This window comes from Pacificibacter sp. AS14, from assembly GCF_038899935.1.
Classification (GTDB): domain Bacteria; phylum Pseudomonadota; class Alphaproteobacteria; order Rhodobacterales; family Rhodobacteraceae; genus Celeribacter.
In genome coordinates, this window is record NZ_JBBMQI010000024.1 from 22,269 (window position 1) to 44,078 (window position 21,810).

The window sequence follows — 21,810 nt, forward strand, 5'->3', positions numbered from 1 at the left end:
GCCTCCAATGCTCAAGCCGCTCTGATTGTCCCTCTTTATGTCTGAGCTCAGCGCTTGTGGGTCCAAATGGCTGCGAGACAAAGGGATGAAGCACTCTCGCGGTGCGCCGTATCATCCTCAGACACAGGGCAAGATCGAGCGTCGACAGCTATGCGCACATCATTGCCACAGCGATGGTGCGCGTCGTTGAACCCAATAAGACCCCCACCGCAGATAAGGATCATGGCAAATTGGGGCTTTTGGTGTTTTGCGCCGAGCAAGGTTTTGCAGGCGCTTTCAGCGAACGTGTGCTCGACAGTTTTAGCGCGATTGATGCCCCCGAAACCCTGTTTTTGATCGGAACGCGCGGGTTGTCCATCGCCACTGCGCGCGGTATCACGCCGCATTGGGCGGAACCTTTACCCTCCCACACCCCCAACATTCCCAAGCTTGCAGATAAGATCACAACCTCGATTTTTCGCGCTTTGGGGCAAGGTCATTTCGCGCGCCTTGATGTGATTTTTACAGGATGGAAATCGGGTCGACCCAGTCTTGTTAGGCAGCGCTTATTCCCCGTTGATCTGCCAGATCTTGAGCTGAAATCGCAAGAGCGCCCCTTGGTGCAACTGCCTGCCGCGCCTCTACTCACAACGCTGGGCCAAGACTATTTTAACGCTCAGGTGTGCAAGGCCGCGCTGCATGCCTTTGCCGCTGAGAACGAGGCGCGGATGGAAGCGATGACCTCAGCAGGTAATCAAATTGCACGCGAGATGGACGAATTTCAAGCCAAATTGCGCCGCGTTAGACAAGACGCAATAACGGCTGAGATCATCGAACTCAACACCGGCGCGGCCTCAACCGGCAAAGCCAGATGATAATCTCTACACCTCGCTATCACTCGAAATCACATGCTTCAGAATTGACGCCAGACTGACCTACATCAATGCAGCGTCGCAGCGGAGGGATTAGTTTCTCCTTAAAGGCAGGCATACTTGTGCCTGCCAGCGAAGGAGACATCATGTTGGACGATAAAAAGACATCGAAATCTGATCCGCAAAGCGCGCCGAATTCCACGACACAGACGTCTGCACCACAAACGCTTTATGAAAAGCTCGACCACTTGGCCCATGAGCATGTCGCCAAGGCGACGTCTGGACTGTCGCCGTCAGTACTCGTTGAGGCATGGATGGACTGGGCAACTCACTTGGCAGTTTCGCCGGGCAAACAATTGCATTTGATGGAACAAGCGTTTCGCAACGCGTCAGCATTAGGGACGGCAAGCTTTAACGAGAACAAGCCTGATCTGACAGCGGATCGTCGGTTTGCGAGTGAACATTGGCAAAAATACCCGTTCAACGTTTGGGCACAAGCCCATCAACAATCTTGGCAGTGGTGGCAACATGCAACGACGGACGTCCACGGCGTAACGCCCCCTCATGAGAACCTGATGGCCTTTGTCACGGGAATGATGGTTGATGCTGCTTCGCCCTCAAATTTCGCGACGACCAACGCCGATGTGATTTCTGCGACTGTTGCCCAAAAGGGGCAAAATTTAGTGCGCGGCGTCAAACATTTATCCGAAGATATCGCGCGCAAGACCGGAAACCCTCAGCCAAGTGGTCCACAACCTTTTGAGGTAGGTATCAATCTTGCGACTGCCTCTGGCAAGGTCGTGTACCGCAACGATTTGATCGAACTGATCCAGTACAGCCCCGAAACCGGAACGGTGCGGCCTGAACCTATCTTGATCGTGCCAGCATGGATCATGAAGTACTACATCCTTGACCTATCCTCACACAATTCTCTTGTCCGTTTTCTGGTGTCACAAGGCTTTACCGTCTTCATGGTCTCGTGGAAAAATCCGAGCGCAGAGGATCGTAATCTAAGCATGGAAGATTACCGCAAACTTGGCGTGATGGATGCCATAGACGCAGCACTTGCGATCACGCATGCACCAAAGCTGCACGCTGTCGGCTATTGTCTGGGTGGCACGCTGCTTTCACTCGCGGCGGCAACTATGGGGCGCGATGGGGACGACCGACTGGCCACGACCTCATTCCTTGCGGCACAGGTTGATTTTACTGAGGCAGGGCAATTGCGGCTGTTCATCAACGACAGCGAAGTCACGTTGATCGAAGATATGATGGCCGAAAAAGGATATTTATCGTCTGATCAGATGGCAGGTGCCTTCGCCATGCTACGTGCCCGTGATTTGATCTGGGGGCCTGCGATCCGTGACTATCTTATGGGGGACCGCGGCGAAGGCTTTGACCTGATGGCATGGAACGCCGACGGCACGCGCATGCCAGAACGGATGCACTCGGAATATTTACGCAAGTTGATCTTAAAGAACGATTTGGCTGAGGGACGATACCGTGTCGGCGACAAGGCTATCGCTGTGTCTGATATCCGCGCGCCAATCTTTGCGGTTGGCACCGAAGACGACCATGTCGCGCCTTGGACGTCAGTCTACAAGTTGCATCTGTTTTCAGATACTGATGTGACGTTTGTTCTGACCAGTGGCGGGCACAACGCAGGGATCGTGTCTGAACCCGGTCACAAGGGTCGCCATTTCCGGATAGCTGAGACAAAAGCGACGGCACCTTACCGTGATCCAGATGAATGGCGTGCTGCGATTGCACCTGAGGACGGCACATGGTGGAAAGATTTTGTCAGCTGGCTGTCCGTGCGATCCAGCGAACCTGTGGTGCCACCGACAATGGGCAAGCATTCCGGTATTTACAAAGCCCGATGCGATGCCCCCGGTACGTATGTGATGCAGAAATGAGACCGCTAGACGGAAAGATCGCGTTGGTCGTTGGAGTTGCGAATGCCCATTCGATCGCTGCAGGATGCGCGCAGGCCTTCGCTGATGCAGGGGCACAAGTTGTGATGACCTATGTGAATGAAACCGCCAAGCCTTTTGTCCAACCCGTTGCCGATGCTGTGGGGGCAAAGATGCTGCTGCCCCTTGATGTTGAAATCGACGGCCAGATGGACGCGGTCTTTGGGGCGATCAAAGACAGGTTTGGACATCTCGACGTTGTGGTTCATTCCATCGCTTTTTGCCCAAAAGGTGACCTTCACGGCCGGGTTGTTGATTGCAGCCGCGCGGGGTTCGCGCAAGCCATGGACATATCGGTCCACTCGTTGATCCGTATGGTACGGCTGGCGGAACCATTGATGGCAACGGGCGGGGCGATTCTGACGATGACCTATTATGGCGGGGAAAAAGTTGTTGATCATTACAACATAATGGGCCCAGTCAAAGCCGCCCTTGAGGGCACCATGCGCGCGCTTGCGGTTGAACTTGGCCCGAAAAAGATCCGTGTGAATGCGATATCTCCGGGGCCGCTTGAAACACGCGCTGGTTCTGGCATCGCGCATTTTGATGAACTGATCGATGCCGCGCGACGTCGCTCACCTGATCAAACCCTTGTGACAATCGAGGACGTGGGAAATGTCGCGGTCATGCTGGCAAGTGATTGCATGAGCAGCGTTTCTGGTGATGTAACTTATGTTGACGGAGGCCTCCATGTCCGCGCCTAAAACGCCCCCTACCACAACACTGCAATACATTGAAAACAAGACCTATGACGAAATCGCAGTCGGCGACAGCGCCGAACTGACCCGAACATTGAAGCCGCAGGATATAGAACTGTTCGCCGTCATGTCTGGCGATGTGAATCCCGCGCATGTCGATGCTGAATATGCTAAATCAGACATGTTCCACGGCGTGATTGCCCACGGCATGTGGGGCGGCGCGCTGATATCGGCCGTATTGGGCACTGAGTTGCCCGGCCCTGGTACGATTTTTCTGGATCAAAGTCTCAAATTCGAGGCACCGGTGGGCTTGGGCGATACCGTAACTGTGCGCATCGAGGTCACTGAAAAACTTGAAAAGGGTCGCTTGCTGCTTGCCTGCACCTGCCTGAACCAACATGGGAAGATGGTCATCGAAGGTGTCGCACGGGTCATTGCGCCGCGCGAAAAAGTGCGTCGTCCGCGTGTTATCTTGCCCGAGGTCCACTTACATGTCCAAGGCGCTCAATATGCGCGGCTGATCGCAACGACCACAGGCCTAGAGCCTGTTCGGACCGCCGTTGTGCATCCCTGTGATGCGTTATCTTTGAGCGGTGCGCTGGACGCGGCACGCCAAGGTATCATCATACCGGTTCTCGTAGGGCCGCGGATAAAAATTGAAGCGGCAGCAAAAGAAGCTGGGTGCGACTTTGATGCGTTTGAGGTGATCGACGCCCCTCATAGTCACGCCGCAGCCGAGGCCGCAGTTGCGCTTGTGCGGGCTGGAAAAGTCGATGCCCTGATGAAAGGGGCGTTGCACACCGACGAGTTGATGCAAGCCGTTGTCGATTCCGCCCTTGGCCTGCGGACTGAGCGACGGATGAGCCATGTCTACGTGTTGGATGTGCCGACCTACCCTAAGCCCCTGATGATCACAGATGCAGCGATCAACATATCGCCTGATCTTGCGACCAAGCGGGACATTGTTCAAAATGCGATCGACCTCGCGCGCGCCCTTAAAATCGACCAACCGAAGGTGGCAATCCTGTCCGCCGTTGAGACGGTGAATCCTCGGATGGCTTCAACGCTTGATGCTGCAGCTTTGTGCAAGATGGCTGATCGAGGTCAAATCACTGGCGGGCTGCTGGACGGGCCTCTGGCCTTTGACAATGCCATCTCACCGGCAGCTGTTGCCGCAAAGGGCATCGTCTCGGACGTCGCTGGCATTGCCGATATTCTTGTTGCGCCCGATCTTGAGGCCGCAAACATGATGGCCAAACAGTTGATTTATTTGGCTGGTGCCGATGCGGCAGGCATTGTTTTAGGGGCGCGCGTACCGATCATCCTGACCAGCCGAGCCGACAGCGCGACATCAAGACTGGCCTCTTGCGCATTGGCGCAACTTTTCATCAACCTTGAGGTTTTAACACTGTCATGACCGATGCAATCCTTGTGATAAACGCTGGGTCTTCCAGTCTTAAATTCGCTATTTATCCAGACGCGGTAGGCCCACCCGTTGCCATATTACGCGGCAAAATCGCAGGCATTGGGTCAGCCCCCGTCTTCACTGTCAAAAATGGTGCAGGCCGAGCGCTGCCACAAGATGACTTCCCGCAGCTCGAAAAATCGATAGGGTTGAATGACCTTGTCCCAATTCTGTTGGATTGGATAAAGGCCCACAGTGAGGGTATCACCATCACAGCCGCTGGACATCGGGTCGTGCATGGGGGGCCTCATCGTGACGGACCTGCGCGGGTAACACAAGCGCTGCTGGCGGATCTTGAAGCCCTTGTCCCGCTCGCGCCCATGCACCAACCGCATAACCTTGCGGCAATCAGATGTGTCGCAGCCACGGCCCCTGACCTTGCGCAAGTCGCTTGCTTTGACACCAGTTTTCACCGCACACAAAACAGGCTTGGGCAGATTTTCGCCCTGCCCCGCAAGCTGACCGACGAGGGTATCCTGCGCTATGGCTTCCACGGACTTTCCTATGAATATATCGCCAGCATCCTTCCCCAATATCTTGGCCATATGGCAACGGGCCGCGTCATTGTGGCCCACTTAGGCAATGGTGCGAGCATGTGCGCCATGAAAAACCTGCGCAGTGTCGCGACCAGCATGGGGTTCACGGCACTTGACGGGCTGATGATGGGGCGCCGTTGCGGCACACTTGATCCTGGTGTTGTACTGTTCTTGATGCAACACAAAGGCCTGACCGCACAGGAAATAGAAACATTGCTCTACGAACAGTCGGGTTTGTTTGGGGTGTCTGGCGTCAGCAATGACATGGTTGTTTTGGAGGCCAGTGATGATGCCTGTGCGAAAGAGGCAATAGAGCTGTTTTGCTATCGTGCCGCGCGCGAACTCGCCGCCCTTGCAACGGATATGGGCGGCGTCGACGCGATCGTATTTACAGCTGGAATTGGCGAAAATTCTGCACGGGTGCGGCGTATGATTTGCGAACGCCTTGAGTGGCTGGGCGTTGATCTTGATCTGGCGGCAAATGAGCTGGGCGCAAGCCGCATTGCTTCTGAGGCGTCCAGCGTAGACATATTGGTCATTGCGACCAATGAAGAGGCCGTCATCGCCAGCGCAACAAGGTCGCTGACACAGAAGTTATGACGATATCCGGCTTGATCTAGTATTACGTCATTGAGGCTGCTTCGGCTGCGATTTTTGGGATATCAGCCCGATCGATGCCAATATCAGTCAAGTCGCGTGTCGACATCGCAGATAATTCACTATGGGTTTTAGCATAGACCGCTCTGGTTTGCCGTTTCACTGCCATATGTGACCTTATGTGATCAATCGCACCCACAAAATCGTGCAGCGGATGCCTGTGTAAGATATTTTGCATAGTCATATTTTCTCTCCTACGAATTCACGGGGTAAGATTTGACAGCCATTTTTGCAGTCGCAGACTTGTTGGAAAACAAACTGCGCAACAAAGACGCGCCAGATGCCAAGGCTTTTGCAATGTAGTCAGCGCGCATTTTGTGCGCCTGCGCGATGTAGCTATCTATTTCAGCTTGGGTTGGAACCTGCTTTGTCGACAGGGATAATGTAAGCGTATTCATGGTCTCCACTTTCTTTTGCGCGGCATCATTGCCACTCTCGATACATGTGGTCCCAATGCGGAAGTTCCTAACCATAGACGCTATGCGCCTTGCTCATGGCTCGATTTCAAACACCATCATCCTCCTGATTGACACACGTACTGCCGCGCGACCATGTCCTGCAGTTTGCCGCGCCATTCGATGATTTAGTTCAGACTGCGCAGCGAGACCTTGTCCGCTACCGGTCCGAGGACAATGGTCGAGCGCGTTCGACGGGCAGTGAAAAATCGACATCAATACACAAACCTTCCCGATTGAAGTCATCGAGCACGTTCAGTGTTCAGATCGACCGACCATCCGCGAGTTGATCCGCCATGAAGTCCATCGACCACGTCTCATTCGGCCTCGCTGGCACCACCAACGGTTCAGGTTTGTCCCGCTTCAACCGCTTTTTGGGTTTGATTGTCACCCCGCAGGGCATTGCAAAGCAATGTCCCGAGAACCGTGCCTGAAATCGGACCAACGGTATTTGCGTTTGATCGATCTAGTGGAACGGAGTTGAAACGATAGCCGTACCGCGGCATTTAGACAGACATCGGACGTCCGCTAATGGGATAAATCCGTTCTGGAAGAGGTGCGGCTCCCATTCTTAATGAGGTCGCGGTGTAGAATTTAAATTGCAATTGAGGCTTGAAATTAGTCTGCGCCCAAAAGGAAGCCAGCCAATTCTTCCACATCGTTTCGCTCAATGCAGCTTGAATTTTGGACCAAGAAATATCCTTTACGGGTTTGGAATGCCCCCTCATCAAGCCGTTGCAGAGCGTTGGACGCCAATTCATTGCGCAGTAAGGTACAGCTCACCAGAGCAATCCCCTCTCCCGCAATCGCGCGGCCAATAGATTGACCATAGGTTTGGCAAACCACCTTTGGAAGCTCCAGCAGCGCCGATGTACTATGCCGTTTTGCCCAAACATCCCAATTGATCCAATCAGGTGCATATCGTTCATATTCAAGCAGTGGCATCGACTGCGGGTCTTGACGATATTTTTGCACGCCACGGGGCGAAGACATTGGGGCAAGTTCTTCGTCCATCAACTTTTGCCCCACCCAACCGGTCGGGGGCGCGTCAGCGTAAACAATCGCAAGATCATTATCAGGCGACAGCAAGTCAGTGGGATCATTCGTGACAATCGTCTCAACTGGGCATGACCCTTGGCTGAGAGTGAAAGCTTTCAATCTAGGAAACAGCCAAAACATCGACACCGCGTTGTTGGCCGCGATCCGCACCGAGGCGCGCGGGGGCGATTTGATGCCTTCAAGTGAGGTGCGCAAGTAATCCAGCGCCATAGCCACAGGTTCTGCCAATGCCTTCCCTGCTGGTGTGGGCGTCAAGCTGCGAGTGCCGCGCTCAAACAGGTCGGTCGCCAACCAGTCTTCAAGTTGACGGATTCGTTTGCTCACGGCTGCTTGCGAGACATAAAGCTCAGCCGAGGCCGCCGTGAATCCGCCATTGCGTATCACAGCTTCGAAAAAGATCAATGTGTCCAGTGGCGGCAGTTGGGTTCTAAGGTTTTTCATTCCTTATGGTTATGGCAAAGGCCGAAAATTTCAACCCTTTACACAAATACCTCATGCCATCAGTTATCCATAAAACAGGAGACGACCCCATGGCAAATTTCGATTGGCACGCAGAACGCAGTGATTTAACAGGCATCGCCCTTTTGGACCGCGCGCCGGAAAGTGAAGGCATCGATCTAAAGGCAGTGCGTCTTTACCGGTTGAACCGTGTCCGCCAAGAAATGGTCAGGTACGGTGTGGATGCGGTGATCTTGTCAGATCCGATCAACATTCGATACGCAACAGGCGCGCGCAACATGCAGGTGTTTTGCCAGCGCAACGCGCCGTCCCGCTATTTGCTGCTGACGGCGAATAAGTCGATCCTGTTCGAATTCACGGGGTGCCTGCACCTTGGCGAAGGCTACGAGACCATTGACGAAGTACGCCCATCCAAAACCGCAAGTTTTGTGGCAGCGGGGCCTGACATCGCCAACCGCGAAAAAACTTGGGCCGTTGAGATGACGGACCTGATCACAGAGCTGGTTGGCACTGGCGCCACTGTCGGTCTTGAGCGATTGAACGCGGGCACGGCCATCGCGTTGAAAGACTGCGGATTGAACATCGTTGACGCGCAGCAACCGGTCGAAATGGCTCGCGCCGTCAAATCAAGCGAAGAAATGAAATGTATCAACGCCTCATTGCGTGCCACTGAAAACGGCGTTGAAAAATTGCGCGCCTCAATCCGCCCCGGCATGACCGAAAATGAACTATGGTCGGTGTTGCATCAATCGGTGATCGCGCAGAATGCTGATTATTGCGAAACACGGTTGTTGAATGCAGGGCAGCGCTCGAATCCTTGGTTCCAAGAAACATCCAGCAGTGTGATTGGTGAAAGCGAACTCATCGCGCTGGATACAGATGTTGTTGGCTGTCACGGGTACTATTCTGACTTTTCACGTACATTCCATTCGGGTCCAAACAAGCCAAGCGAGGCGCAGCGTGATCTATATAAAGTCGCCCACGAGCAAGTTCTCAGCAATATGGGCATTTTGCATGCGGGCATGAGCTTTCGCGATTACGCAGATCGCGCTTGGGATATTCCTGAGAAATATTATGACAACCGTTATTACCTTTCCGCGCATGGATGCGGCATGACGGGTGAATACCCTTACCTATACCACAAAGGCGACTTTCCGGACGCAGGGTACGACGGAGAGATTGTAGCAGGTATGACGCTCTGCGTTGAAAGCTACATCGGCCTCAAAGGTGGCGCTGAGGGTGTGAAGTTAGAGCAGCAGGTTCTTGTGACAGACACAGGCATTGAGCTGCTATCGCGTTTCCCCTTCGAGGACGATCTGCTGATCTAAGGTCTGCGACCTCAGTTGAAATATGAGAAGTTTCGGACATATACAAAATTGGAACGCGACCTCCAACCGGCCATACGCGGCAAGATGGTTCAAGGTCCGGTTTGGGCGGTGGGCTCAATAGGTGGGCTCAACACTTTAGTCTTTAGGCAAAGATGAAGTGTTCAAAATGAAGTTTCGTCCTGTTGTTTGCCAAGGACGAAACTTACGAAGCCCCGGGGAAAAATGCTCTAAAAAACGGTATGCTCGCCGCACCGATTGGACCATTCAACTCACCCAAGCGCGTTGCCACCACGTGTGCGGATTCAAGGCCGCGGGACGGTGGCAGCAAAGGGGTGCAATTGATTTTGGCCACAAGCTCGGCCGTGATTACAGCCGGCAATGCGCCGCCCAATACAATAATCTTAGGGTCAAACATGCCACTAATCACCTGAACCGCGAAACGCATTTGGTCGGATGCTCGTGCGATCCAAGCCACAACAGGATCTTTTTGACGGAGGTCTTGTGTCGAGAGCTCTTTGATATCGCCCAGTGTAATTCCGACCTTATTCATTTCGTCCTGAAAATCTTGGAGCGTTGGTCTGGGCCCGCCATAGGGGAAAAGGGCCCCAGGCAAGCAGGCGTTGCCGTTGTGTCCCCGGTAGGGGCGCCCGTCCAACACTGCACCACCTCCCAATCCGTATCCGATATGCACGAGGAAAAGTGGGTCACGAAGCTCGCGGCTACCGAACAAATATTCACCCAAAGCAGCAGCGGTTCCGTCATTTTCGATATGGATTTGCGCGCCCTCATATTCCGAAATGCCGTTTTGAGACGGATAGCCCTCTAATTCTTTGAATGTCTCATGGGCCTTCAATGACTGACCGTGAGTGCCAAAATTGCCGGGAAGCGAAAGTCCAATACCAATAAAATTCGCCGCTTCAGTTTTGGTTGATGCGATCAGCTCGTTCGCCATATCGACAGCAAGGCGCATTGCCTCCTGTGCAGTTTTGTCTTCGGTCAGGCGAGACGTTTCAGCCAAGACCTGTCCGGAAAAATCGATGATCACGGCAACCATCCGATCAAGATATAGATAGACACCCACCGACCGAAAAGCATTGCGTCGGATGGAAAGCATTTTTTTAGGCTGACCGCGCGCACCCGATTTTTTGACCGCCTCTTCAAACAGGCCAAAATCCTCAAGATCCGCCGTCAGCCGCGTGACGCTTGCTCCTGTCATCTGTGTAGAGCGCACCAGATCGATTCTGGCCATTCCTTCGTTGCGGAACACCAACTCGACCAGTCTGCGTTGATTTAAGGACAAAATATTATCTTTTAGCATCAATCTCTTACAGCTCTGTCTTCTGTTTCGTCAAATATGTCATAATTGCATTACATTACACGGTGTAATTTAATAAGCGTAACAAGAAAACGATGCCATGCAAGCGATCGACGCTTTGTCACGCTGGATAAACAAATCGGAGGAAACCATCAATGATGAATACCAAATTCAGGGTACTCGCGTTCACCGCTCTGGCGGCGTTGAGTGCAACAACAGCTGCATTCGCTGAACCAATCACTGTTTACACGCCACAAGGCGAAGAACGGGGGATATGGATCACAGAGCAAGCCGCCGCCGCGGGCCATGAGATCGAAATTCTATCCGCAGGCGGGGGAGAATTGTTTGACCGCATTTTAGCGGAAAAAGCCAACCCGCAAGCCGATGTCGTTTTTGGTCTGATTGATGCCGCCATGGCGTCGCTTAAGACTGAAAGTATGTTCCAGGCCTATGAACCCGCGTGGGCAAAGGGCCTGCCCGCAGTCTACCGCGATGATGCGGATAAGATGGTCTACAAGTTTTGGCAGACACCGATTGTCATCGCCTACAACGCAGACGCGATGGACGCAGCAGACGCCCCCACAAGTTGGCTCGATCTGACCAAACCTGAATATTCTGGAAAATACGTCATCGGGTCTTCTGCGTGGCAGACGACGAAATCCTATCTGGTCGGAATCCTCGTCCGCTTTGCCGATGAGAACGGCGATATCTCTGACGAGGGCTGGACGTTCATGCAGGATCTGTATGACAACGCGATTGTTGTAGAAAGCGGTGACGCCAAAACGGCTGCTTTCGTCAATGGCGACGCTGTGATTGACCTCAATTGGTTTGGTGGCGTTGGCCGTCAAGCGGCAGATGTCGGCTACACTGCGACGATCGTGGATACAGAAGGCGGCACGCCCTTTATCTCGGAAGGGATTGCGATCATGGATGGCACAGACCAACTGGACGCGGCCAAGGCCTTTGTTGACTGGTTCGGCTCACCGGAATTCATGATCGCCTACGCTCAAGAATTCGGGCAGGTTCCGGTTCATCCAGAGGCCGTTGCAGGCTCACCCATGGAAGTACAAGCGAACGCAACTCTTGTCTCACCCCAAGATATCGATTGGGATGACGTCGCACCAAAAATCGACGGTTGGATGCAACGCATTGAACTTGATATAAAGTAGCAACACTGCTCGCTGTCTTTGGCCGATCGCATCATTTTTCCGGTGCGGTCGGCCTTTTTCTCACATGAAACGGGGTGTCTCATGATTTCCATCCGAAACCTAAATATCTGTTACGGACAAACCGAGGTCGTGCCCGATCTGAATGTCGATATCGCACGCGGGGAATTCTTTACCCTGCTCGGTCCATCGGGCTGTGGTAAGACGACCGTTCTACGCGCAATCGCAGGGTTTGTGCCTGTCACATCGGGACAGATTTTACTGGATGGCGCGGACGTCACCCGCCAACCCGCAGAGCAACGCAACGTGGGCATCGTGTTTCAGAATTACGCCCTGTTTGCGCACATGAGCGTGCGGGAAAATGTGTCATTCGGCTTGAAGGTCGCCAAGAAGAAAGGTGCCGAGATTAAGACCAGTGTTGATCGCATGCTTGAGGCAACCGATATTTTAGAGCACGCTGACAAAAAGCCAGAAGCGCTTTCGGGCGGGCAACAGCAACGTGTCGCCATCGCACGGTCTTTGGTCATGGGCCCTCAAGTGCTTTTGTTTGACGAACCGCTGTCAAACCTCGACGCGCGTGTGCGCGACGATATGCGCAAAGAGATAAAACGTCTGCAAAGAGAACTGGGTTTTACGGCCGTCTTCGTCACCCACGATCAAGAAGAAGCCCTATCCATGTCCGACCGTTTGTTGGTGTTCAACAAAGGCGTTGCCGATCAGATTGGGACATCCAGAGACCTCTATTCAAAACCGGCCACGCCATTTGTCTGTGAGTTCATCGGCGCGTCGAACAAATTGGAAATCAAAACGAAAGCGGCCCTAGGGATTGATGCTGCAACACTCGCTTATATCCGCCCCGAAGAGATCGCTCTGGCCAAAGATGGAGAGCACGCCGCCACGATCACAGACATCGATTTCCTTGGGCCGATCAGCGCCATCGAAGTTCGGTTTCAAGATGAACTGCTGCACTTCTCGGCCGTTGGCTCTGATGCCCTCCATGGCCTCGCGCTCGGTCAAGAGGTGAGGCTGAATATCGACCGTAAAAAAATCCTCTGCTTTGAAAAAGGAGTGCTTGTACAATGACAGGTCTGCGGTTTCAAAAGGGTCTTTATTACATCGGGATCGCCCTGATCCTCTGGGTCGCGGTGAGCTTTATCGTCGCGCCGATCTATTCGGTCCTGACACAAGCCTTTGTCGATGGCAGCAGGCTTGATTTCAGCGCGGCGCAGGAATTGGCCGCCTCTGGCAGGGTCCGTAGTGCCATTCGCAATACGTTGATCGTCAGCGCTCTGAGCGTTGTAACCGTCAACATTATTGGGATTTTTGAAGTCGCCGCATTGGAATACTTGGACATAAAAGGGCGGAGGTTCCTCAAATTTGCCTATGCGATGCCGCTCATTTTTGGCTCTGTCGTGGCTGCGGCGGGATATAATTTCACCTATGGTCAAACTGGTGTCGTGACCCGCGCAATTCAGGCCATCTTTCCCGCGCTGCCCAATGATTGGTTCAGTGGCATCTTTGCAATTGTTGTCGCCCACACGTTTCTATTGACCAGCTTTCACTACCTTTTCTTGCGCGCAGCGATCCGGCGCGTGGATTATTCGGTGATCGAGGCTGCACGAAGCCTTGGAGCCAGCAACCTGCGGGCTTTCAGAAGTGTTGTCCTGCCATTGTTGTTGCCCACGATCTTCGCGGCATCGCTTCTCGTAACTTATGAATCGTTGGGGTCTTTTGCAATTCCCGCAGTCGTGGGCGGCCAACGGTTTGACATGATTGCCGAGCTTATCCTGACGTTGAATAGTCTGCGCCGGCCGGACATGGCAGCGATGCTGTCTGTCCTTTTGGGCGTTGCGGTTATTTTGTGTGTCCTTTTACTGCAACGCATTGAAAAACGCGGCAGCTATAGTGGAGGGGCAAAAACACCTGTCGCGATCCAGCGGATCAAACTGAGCAATCCTGTCACGAACATACTCGCCCATGGCTTTGCCTATCTGATCGCGGTGTTGCAACTTTTGCCCGTCGCTCTCGTACTCTTGTTCTCTTTCGCGCCAGCAAAATCGATCATGTCTGAAGTGATCCCCACTAGCCTGTCATTGAGAAATTATGCAGCAGTCTTGTCCGGGGGCGAAGCGTTCACGCCTTTGAAAAACAGTTTGTTCATGGGGGTAACCGCGGTTGCTATGGCATTGCTCGTTAGCCTGTTTGTTGTCATCCTCGCCAACCGCCACCGCAACAAATTGACAACGGTGCTGGATCTGACGTTCATGCTGCCTTGGACATTGCCGGCGCCCTTTATCGCAATCGGGCTGATCGTCACCTTTGCGACGCCAAACCTTCTTGTCGGCAACCAAACCCTTTTGGGCAGCTATTGGATATTGCCCATCGGCTACGCGATCGTCGTAATTCCATTGATGATCCGCTTTTTGCGTGCGGCGTTTTATGCGTTGGATCCGTTTCAGCTGGAGGCCGCACAAGCACTTGGCGCACCGCCGCTCTATCGGTTTATGCGGGTCACATTGCCCGCAATCGCCCCTGTCATCGTTTTGATTGCAGGTCTGAACATCAATACGATCCTCAGCGAATATACGATGTCCGCCTTTCTGTTCAATGTGAACAATAAGCCGCTATCTATCGCCCTGTTCGAGGGCGCGCGCTCAGCAAACCCAGAGCAGGCCGCCATCAATCTCGTCTACATGACACTGATTATGGTCTTTTCATATTTCATCATTTCGATTGCCGACCGTTATGGTCTTGGCAAATCCTCAAGCCGTTAAGGGTTAAACAATGGTATCTACGTCTACTCGGTTTCGCGATCTCGCAGGATTTCGTGGCGAAATTTTTGTCACGGCCCATCGAGGCGCCTTCATCAAAGACAATCATGTCATCGAAGCGGAGAATTCCCTGCCTGCGATCGAACGCGCACGCCGCTTGGGCTGCGACATGGTCGAGGTCGATGTCCACTTCACAGCGGACGGAACGGCTGTGGTCATACATGATGACACGCTGAACAGAACGACAACTGGGCGCGGTGCGGTCGCGAATCACACCTATGCCGATCTGCGGACACTTAGCTTGATCCATCCCGGCACAGGTGAGCCGTTCGAAACTCACGTACCCACCTTGGAGGAGGCATTTTTGACCCTTGGGCCCCAGATGATGATCAACGTTGAATGCAAAACGGGTATCGAAGCCATTCCCGATATCGCCAAGATTGCGCATAACGCGGGCGTAATCGAGCAAGTCACCGTCAAAACCAATGCGCGGGGCGCTGCACAGATTGGTAAAGTGGGCGATATTCTCGCGGGTTTGACACATCCAGTAGATTTCATCCCCATCCTGATAGATCAGATCGACGGAATTGAGACGCTGCAAACGGTCTGCGAAGATCTGCCGATTTCTTGCGTCGAATGTGTGGTTGAACTGCCCCGTGGGCCCAAAGGCTTTGTCGCCTTGGATCGGTTAGGCATCACGCCGGACGGTGGCCCTCTGTTTTCAATCGAGGCCCGCCGCATTGCCGAGGCGCACAATGTAAGACAGTTCATCAACACACTCTATGTCGACCCCGCGATACCGGGAACGCAATGGAATGGTGGACGAAATTGCCAACTTGCGCGGATTGCCCCCGACAGTGTCTATGCGTTCTGGATCGCCCATGGTGCCAGCATCATCCAAACGGATGAACCTGAATTCCTTTTGGCATGGCTGCGTCAAAACGGCTTTCGATTGGACCATACATGATGCTGCTTGCGGATCTTTCGACGCCACTGCAAGAACACCAGAAGCGCTTTGATACCTTGGTCGAAATCGCCGCACAGGCAGAGATCGTCGCGCGCGACTTCTTTGCGCGCCGGGACGTATTGATCCTCGAACAGAAATCACCGACTGATTTTGTCACCGACGCAGACCGTGCCGTTGAACGCTGCATAAGATTGGAAATTGCCAAGAGTTTCCCCAATGATTTTGTTGTCGGTGAAGAATTGGGTGGCCAAGAAGGGCAGTCCTATTGGCTTGTTGATCCGATTGATGGAACCAGCAACTTCTTGTCAGGCCTGCCACTTTGGGCAATCTCCATTGCCTATATTGAAAACGGTCACCCAATCTTTGGGTTGGTCTCGATCCCTATGTTGAACCGTTGTCTTCTTGGTGGTCAGGCGTTTGGTTTACAAGATTTAGGGCGACGTCGGGGCGCTGCTTGCGGTGCATCGAAAGTCTTTGGAATTGGCTACAATGAACACTGGCCTCCAAACCGAAGAGAGTTGATTGAGGCGCAACTGCGCTCACATGGCTTAAGCAGTCTAACGCTTGGTTCTTGTGCGACGTCCCTTGCTCTCGTGGCCTCTGGTGAATTGGCAGGCTATGCCGAAGGAAACGTAGGATATTGGGATGTCGCGGGCGGCATCGCGCTTTGCGAAGCCGCCAATGTGTCAGTGTCGTATGCAGCCACCTCTGGAAAAAAGAGCACCTTCATCGCCGCCGGCTCCGCATCCATCCAGCCCCTGATCTATGACATCACCAAGTCCAACCCTGTATCCCCGACATAAACAGAATGGCGCGTGTTCGCTCGCGAAGTTCTTGGGTTTGCCTAAGGTTTTCGCAACGATGGAAAAATAGCGGCGACAAAATGGTCGATGCATTGCCGTTTCGCGAATGGTTCAAGCTCGGCTAGGTCAAATCTTAGCTCCGTCCAGTTTGCCAGACCACTTCATGATGCGCTTATTATAGGGCAAATGACACGATGGCGCTCATCTGCACAAAAGAGCATCTAATTCAAAAACCACTTTGGGCAAATCTAAGTCGCCTTGGACTTCATTTAAGACCTCACTGATGGCAGTGCGAGTCATGCGCCCGGGAACTCCATCAATTGGACCTGGGTCTGCTCCGGCAAGAACCAATAGTCGTTGCACCGTAAAGCCAGGTGTTCCCTCAGGGATTGCAGCAAGACCACATGCAGCGGCAGCCACATTTTCTGTTTCCTCAACTTGGGCTATCGCTGAATCATTTTCCCGCGCTTTCTGCTCAATGGCCTCGGAATTAACATCTGCACCTGAGGCCAAAATGGGCTGTGTCAACGCATGGGTTTGCCCCTCGTTGCTTTTTGCCTGTTCAGAGAGGGATAGTTTTTGTTCAACGGCTTCCGTCGACAAATTTGGGTCGCGCAAACATGATGCAAGGAGGTCCACGATGTTGGCCGTGCCTTGATCTGGACGCCCTACAACACCCCGATGACATGCCTCATCCATACATTTGATAGAGATAGACCAATCTGGTTTAGACTTTGCTTCTGCCAATACCGCCTCATTGTTGGCAAATATTTGATAGAAATACCCAAGGATGAAGCCTTCCTGCCAAAGGCCAGGAAAATTGGGGGATGGCACATCAACGTGCCGAGTTTCAACCGCGACGGCGCCTGGAAAAGCCCGATCCAATGCGGGTCCCACGCATGTTTCTGCGACTAAGGGTTGGATCTGTGAAAATAGGGCGAACAGAGAGAGTGTTACTATCTGTTTCACGGTTCACTCCGCATCAACGGCCCATACGCACGGAAAGCCAACGCCGCAAGGACGACAGCATTTGTATTTGTCGTCACAGATTCATTGGTCGATCCATCGACTTCATAGAGACCTTCTGGCCAGCCTTGTTCAGGGTCTCCCAATGGCGCAAGCGCCGTCACCAATTCTTTCGCATACTCTGTTCCGAACAGCGCATACCATGCAAAAGCTGTCTTTGTTGTTACGGTGCGTTTGCTATCCAATCGCTCACCTTGAAAGGTCATCACGGCCCAAGGCGCACCACCACCCCAGACAGAAGAATAGACAAAATAGGGAGCCTCATCGAGATGAGATTCACTGACAGCCGTCAAAACCCCAGTCTCCGTATAACGCGCCTCTTGTGCTTTATAGATCGCAGTCGCAAAACGGTGCGAACGTGCGTCAAACCCAAATTCCAACCCATCAAACACGTAGGGTTCGCTCACGACAAAAGCGGGCGTCACGTTACGATGAAGTCGATCATCTACGGGGATCGGCTGCCCCAAGACATCTTTGATCATTAAGTGTTCTTCCGCATCATAGGCGCGATACATATCATATCCGAAAAGCATCATCGCCTTGGCCGCATACTGTCCGTAGCCCACGCGGCCTTCTTGATCGCGACGCAATACGCCATCTGACAGGTTACCGCCAATCAGCTGGCCGTCTTCAACCATCTGAGACAGATCCCAATAATCTAAGACCGCATTCACCTGTGAGGCAAGCTCTGGATAATGCTGCATGATCTGCGCCAACGTTCCGACCAGTCGCGCAATATCCAAAGCGGACCAGCCGAGCCCGCGCTCCACAGGTTTATTGGCATAATTCACCAGTTCCGCTGTTTGCACATTGTAAGCTTTGTTGGGCAAAATATCGTCAAACAGTCGCATGCCAGTCAATGTATTCAACGCCAGCGAGAGACGTGACTTAGCATCTTCCCCTTCGATCAAGCCCAAAAGATCAGCTGAGATTACGGCCACGAAATACGAGCCCGTTTCCCACATCGTGGTGGATGGGTATTTATCCGCTGAATTCACCAGCCCCGTTGCGGGATCCGTATTATTTTCAAAATAACGCCACGCAATCTGAGCATAAGCCAGATCAACCGCTGACGTTTCCCCTACAATGGCGAGTGGCAAGGGGGTTATGTCATCAAAGACTGCCATAGGGGACACCTGTTTCAATTCCACGTCAGGGTCTAAGTCAGATTTCAATTTCGAGGCCTGAGCATCTGCGTTTTTCTCGATCACATTCTCAAGTCCTATGACCATGACAAGACCAACGGCCAAGGCCACCAGAAAGATAATATGGCTTCTTGCCTTCACCAAGTTTTCACGAAAGCTCATGTCAATTGCCCTTCTTCATTATCGTGAGGTTGCCACATGGCCGCAGAGATTATGCCGACCATAGCAATACAATTGTTTAGACCCCAGAGCGTATTGGCCAAAACCCCGCTCACTGAATGTGAAGTACCGCCCAAAACCAAAGCCCCTATAGCCCAAAGCACACCTAAGATCGTGAGAACGACAACCGCAATTTGAGGACGCACAAGTGCTAGAAATGTGCCTGCTTGGCGCGCTTTTGGTGTGACCTTGAAAGAAACCTTTTCGCCCCTCGCGATGGTCCAAATGGCTCTCAAGCCTAAGGGAAAGAACGATAGATAGCTGGCCTTAGCAGGATAGCCATCTATCCCCCAAGTTCCGACCATGATCGCAAGTTCAAGCGTGACCAGAAATGGGATAAGGTGCAAAAAGAAATCTGTCGAATACGCCGACACGGGGGAAAGCCCTGTCAAAAGGTACAAGACGGGCGCGAAGAGGAAGATGACGTTCCAAAGAGGCGCAAGGTAAGAATAAAAGGTCGTCGCATACATCAGCCGCTGTGGAAAACTTAGCCCCTTGCGAAACAACGGGTTGTCATTGACCAAGATATCAAGGCTGCCGCCTGCGTATTTAAATCGCTGAACAGTCCAGGTCACAAGATCCTGAGGCGATAACATTTTACTTTCCACAATAGGGTGCATTTTGGATTTCCAGCCACGTTCATGATCAGAATGCAATACAATAGAGGTGTAAATATCTTCTGAAACATGGAATTTATAAGGGGTGAGCACCTCTGTCGCAGCAGCCTCAGTCTTGATTGCTTGCATCAATTCAGGCGCAACTTCGCGCTCTTTGCTGGACACTGTGATGGTTTCCTCAACCGCCCAAGTGCGCTCCTCGACTTTTTTACCAAAACTGCGGAGCGCAGCCTCCATTACGGCCTCGCGGCGGTGGATCGACCCCGCGCCACAGCAAAAAGATGCGTTCACCCAATTCCGGCGACGCTGGATAATGTCGTAAAACATCTTTGGGTCGTTCACGAACGGATCATCACCAACAATCACCGGGCCAATCACTTTCTCAACCACACGCCCGAATGCGCCACCACGCGTGCCAAAGTTTTGTGCAAGTTTTTTGGGCAAGCGCTCGCCTTCAGGCAAGTCATAGAACCATTGCGGTGTTTGAACCCATGCCATTTTAGGATCACGAAAATAGCCCAGCGTGTGTTCCAAAAGCGTCGGAAAAGGTCGCGTATCAGCGTCGCAAATCACAAGAAAATCCCCATGGGTTTCTTCCATCGCGTTACGCAAATTCCCAGCCTTAAATCCTTCGTTTGTCGTGCGCGAAATGTAATTCGCGCCCTCTTCTTCCGTCACACGCCGCATGTCGGGGCGACGTCCATCATCTAGAATGTGAATGCGAACATCAATGGGATGAGGATAGGTCATCCGTTTCGCGTCTTGAATACCAAGGCGCACCAATTCGGGGTCTTCATCATAGGTGGCAAACATAACGTCGACCGCAATCAGGCGATCATGTTCGGGATGGTTTGGTGCGACATCGCCCAAGACTACAGGCGGTATTTCGATTTTTATCGGCTCGTCTTTCCAAAGATTAAAGACGAAAAGTAACATCCCAAAATAGGCGCAGGTTTCAGCCAGAGCCAAAGGTACGGCAAACCACATAGCATCAGAGTTCAACGATCCCGTCCACCGCCACCAGATGTACCAGCCCCCTACGACCAAGGCCACCGTGGCTAGGAACTGCCAAAGACTTTCACGCCCCACCGAATAAGGCAAAGGTGGTGGTGGCACGCGATCTTCGAATTTAAGGAAGTAGTCATCCGTCATCATGTCCCAGAAACCTTTGTTTGACGCATTTCCCAAGGCGTTGGCCCAAGGCCAATTGTCCACGCCAATAGTTTGACTTTAGAGAGCCCTAAAGACACCAAAAAGGATGCAGGAAGCGCTACGGCAAACCGCAACAGAACCAATGCTGTGGGAGACAACATGTCTGATGTGCCCGATTTGAACAGCGCTATATCAAACAGATCAATCACCGCCGGATGAACAAGGTAAACGCCGAAAGAATATTTGGCATATTTAGACCACAGCGGCGACCAGTCCCGATATTGCCCGCCAAGAAAGATCAAGAAGATGCAGATCGGCATTAGGAAATGGCCATAAAAATCCCAACCGCTGCGCACGCCCCATGCTCCATTTTGCACAGCATAAGCAAAGAACGGGATTGTGGCGACATAGGCGAGGGCAGCAAAATAAAATCCACCACGGCGCAACAGACGTGCTTCGCCACGCGGAATGCCATCTTTCCAGAGCCCGTAAAGCGCGAAGGCCGCCAGACCATAGCCGACATAGCCCAAAATTTTGATCGCTCGAATGATGTAGTCACGCACCTCGGCCTCAAGCCCGAGCCCCCAGATAAATCCTTGCGTGTTGTTCATGATGCCCAGCGTCACGAACAAGCTCAGCCCAAGTATCGGGTAACGTGTCGCGCCGCGCATGAGCGGGTAAAATAGAAAGAGCACAAAGAGTGTTGGCAGGAAATGCATGTGATATTGAACTTTGCCAAGAAGCAGGTAACCAAACCAATTTCTGATGTCAGAAATCTGATCCCACATGTAGGGCGCATAGTTAAAGGCATCGGCTTTGAGCAGCCTAAAGAAAGCGTAAAATACCACCCAAAAGACGAACGGAATCAACAAACGCTTGGCCTGCATCCCGATGGCGCTAGAATAGCTCGGCATTTTTTTATCAACCCGCATCGCCATTAGGAACAGCGAAAACAGGAAGAACATCTCAGAACCAGAAAATTCACCGAGCGAACGCAACACCACGGGAATTAAACGCTCAGAGGCGTCCACTTTGGCGAAAGGTTGGCCTGCAAAATCTGTTGAAGAGTGGATCAAAACCACGCCCATCGCGGCAAACACTCGGTTCGCATCGAACCAAACCAACCTTGGCTTGCCAGCAGCACTCAT

Annotated in this window: 19 protein-coding genes and 1 pseudogene; 11 read left to right on the top strand and 9 right to left on the bottom strand. The window is 52.7% G+C overall.

Going from position 1 to position 21,810, the window contains the following annotated elements; all coding sequences use genetic code 11:
* Positions 1-110 precede the first annotated feature (110 nt).
* The 5 genes from WNY38_RS16835 (at position 111) to WNY38_RS16855 (ending at position 6,123) form a co-directional block, all read left to right on the top strand.
* Entirely contained in the window at positions 111-854 is a 744-nt protein-coding gene (locus tag WNY38_RS16835) for a FoF1 ATP synthase subunit gamma (RefSeq protein WP_342858553.1), read from the top strand.
* 143 nt (positions 855-997) lie between these two features.
* Positions 998-2,767 carry an alpha/beta fold hydrolase gene (locus WNY38_RS16840; RefSeq protein WP_342858527.1) on the top strand — a complete coding sequence of 590 codons (1,770 nt, stop codon included), beginning with the start codon at positions 998-1,000 and terminating at the stop codon, positions 2,765-2,767.
* A complete protein-coding gene (gene fabI, locus WNY38_RS16845) occupies positions 2,764-3,528 on the top strand; it encodes an enoyl-ACP reductase FabI (RefSeq protein WP_342858528.1) in 765 nt (254 codons plus the stop codon). The genes WNY38_RS16840 and fabI overlap by 4 nt, the downstream gene beginning before the upstream one ends.
* Positions 3,515-4,939: a bifunctional enoyl-CoA hydratase/phosphate acetyltransferase gene (locus WNY38_RS16850; RefSeq protein WP_342858529.1), complete on the top strand. Its 1,425-nt coding sequence runs from the start codon at positions 3,515-3,517 to the stop codon at positions 4,937-4,939. The genes fabI and WNY38_RS16850 overlap by 14 nt, the downstream gene beginning before the upstream one ends.
* Positions 4,936-6,123, top strand: a complete 1,188-nt coding sequence (locus WNY38_RS16855; RefSeq protein ID WP_342858530.1) for an acetate/propionate family kinase — start codon at positions 4,936-4,938, stop codon at positions 6,121-6,123. Before WNY38_RS16850 ends, WNY38_RS16855 begins: the two co-directional genes overlap by 4 nt.
* 22 nt (positions 6,124-6,145) lie before the next feature.
* Here the strand turns inward: WNY38_RS16855 and WNY38_RS16860 are convergent, their stop codons facing one another.
* From WNY38_RS16860 to WNY38_RS16875, 4 genes and pseudogenes are all read right to left on the bottom strand, one after another.
* On the bottom strand, positions 6,146-6,364 hold the full coding sequence (locus WNY38_RS16860; protein ID WP_342858531.1) for a DUF1127 domain-containing protein: 219 nt from the start codon (positions 6,362-6,364) through the stop codon (positions 6,146-6,148).
* 10 nt (positions 6,365-6,374) lie between these two features.
* The gene (locus tag WNY38_RS16865; protein WP_342858532.1) at positions 6,375-6,578 is read right to left on the bottom strand and encodes a hypothetical protein; all 204 of its coding nucleotides are present in this window, start codon (positions 6,576-6,578) and stop codon (positions 6,375-6,377) included.
* A 253-nt stretch (positions 6,579-6,831) separates the two neighbouring features.
* Positions 6,832-7,026: pseudogene (locus tag WNY38_RS16870) on the bottom strand (IS3 family transposase); the annotation flags it as partial.
* Between the two features lie 227 nt (positions 7,027-7,253).
* A complete protein-coding gene (locus WNY38_RS16875) occupies positions 7,254-8,135 on the bottom strand; it encodes a LysR family transcriptional regulator (protein WP_342858533.1) in 882 nt (293 codons plus the stop codon).
* An 89-nt stretch (positions 8,136-8,224) separates the two neighbouring features.
* On the opposite strand from WNY38_RS16875, the gene WNY38_RS16880 reads away from it, so the two are divergent.
* Entirely contained in the window at positions 8,225-9,481 is a 1,257-nt protein-coding gene (locus WNY38_RS16880; RefSeq protein ID WP_342858534.1) for a Xaa-Pro peptidase family protein, read from the top strand.
* A gap of 202 nt (positions 9,482-9,683) precedes the next feature.
* Here WNY38_RS16880 and WNY38_RS16885 read toward each other — a convergent pair whose 3' ends face one another.
* Positions 9,684-10,799: an ROK family protein gene (locus tag WNY38_RS16885; protein ID WP_342858535.1), complete on the bottom strand. Its 1,116-nt coding sequence runs from the start codon at positions 10,797-10,799 to the stop codon at positions 9,684-9,686.
* Between the two features lie 152 nt (positions 10,800-10,951).
* Between WNY38_RS16885 and WNY38_RS16890 the strand changes: the two genes are divergently transcribed.
* The 5 genes from WNY38_RS16890 (at position 10,952) to WNY38_RS16910 (ending at position 16,503) form a co-directional block, all read left to right on the top strand.
* On the top strand, positions 10,952-11,965 hold the full coding sequence (locus WNY38_RS16890) for an extracellular solute-binding protein (RefSeq protein ID WP_342858536.1): 1,014 nt from the start codon (positions 10,952-10,954) through the stop codon (positions 11,963-11,965).
* Positions 11,966-12,046: 81 nt separating this feature from the next.
* Positions 12,047-13,045, top strand: a complete 999-nt coding sequence (locus WNY38_RS16895) for an ABC transporter ATP-binding protein (RefSeq protein WP_342858537.1) — start codon at positions 12,047-12,049, stop codon at positions 13,043-13,045.
* Entirely contained in the window at positions 13,042-14,736 is a 1,695-nt protein-coding gene (locus tag WNY38_RS16900; RefSeq protein ID WP_342858538.1) for an iron ABC transporter permease, read from the top strand. The genes WNY38_RS16895 and WNY38_RS16900 overlap by 4 nt, the downstream gene beginning before the upstream one ends.
* A gap of 10 nt (positions 14,737-14,746) precedes the next feature.
* Positions 14,747-15,700, top strand: coding sequence for a glycerophosphodiester phosphodiesterase family protein (locus WNY38_RS16905; RefSeq protein ID WP_342858539.1), 954 nt, complete (start codon positions 14,747-14,749; stop codon positions 15,698-15,700).
* Positions 15,697-16,503 carry an inositol monophosphatase gene (locus WNY38_RS16910; RefSeq protein ID WP_342858540.1) on the top strand — a complete coding sequence of 269 codons (807 nt, stop codon included), beginning with the start codon at positions 15,697-15,699 and terminating at the stop codon, positions 16,501-16,503. Before WNY38_RS16905 ends, WNY38_RS16910 begins: the two co-directional genes overlap by 4 nt.
* Before the next feature lie 201 nt (positions 16,504-16,704).
* Here the strand turns inward: WNY38_RS16910 and WNY38_RS16915 are convergent, their stop codons facing one another.
* Genes WNY38_RS16915 through WNY38_RS16930 form a run of 4 tightly spaced genes read right to left on the bottom strand, consistent with a single transcriptional unit; the run spans position 16,705 to position 21,810 of the window.
* Positions 16,705-17,472, bottom strand: coding sequence for a hypothetical protein (locus tag WNY38_RS16915; protein ID WP_342858541.1), 768 nt, complete (start codon positions 17,470-17,472; stop codon positions 16,705-16,707).
* A complete protein-coding gene (locus WNY38_RS16920; RefSeq protein WP_342858542.1) occupies positions 17,469-18,836 on the bottom strand; it encodes a DUF3131 domain-containing protein in 1,368 nt (455 codons plus the stop codon). The genes WNY38_RS16915 and WNY38_RS16920 overlap by 4 nt, the downstream gene beginning before the upstream one ends.
* Entirely contained in the window at positions 18,833-20,665 is a 1,833-nt protein-coding gene (locus WNY38_RS16925) for a glycosyltransferase (protein WP_342858543.1), read from the bottom strand. The genes WNY38_RS16920 and WNY38_RS16925 overlap by 4 nt, the downstream gene beginning before the upstream one ends.
* Positions 20,662-21,810, bottom strand: a complete 1,149-nt coding sequence (locus WNY38_RS16930) for an acyltransferase (RefSeq protein ID WP_342858544.1) — start codon at positions 21,808-21,810, stop codon at positions 20,662-20,664. Before WNY38_RS16930 ends, WNY38_RS16925 begins: the two co-directional genes overlap by 4 nt.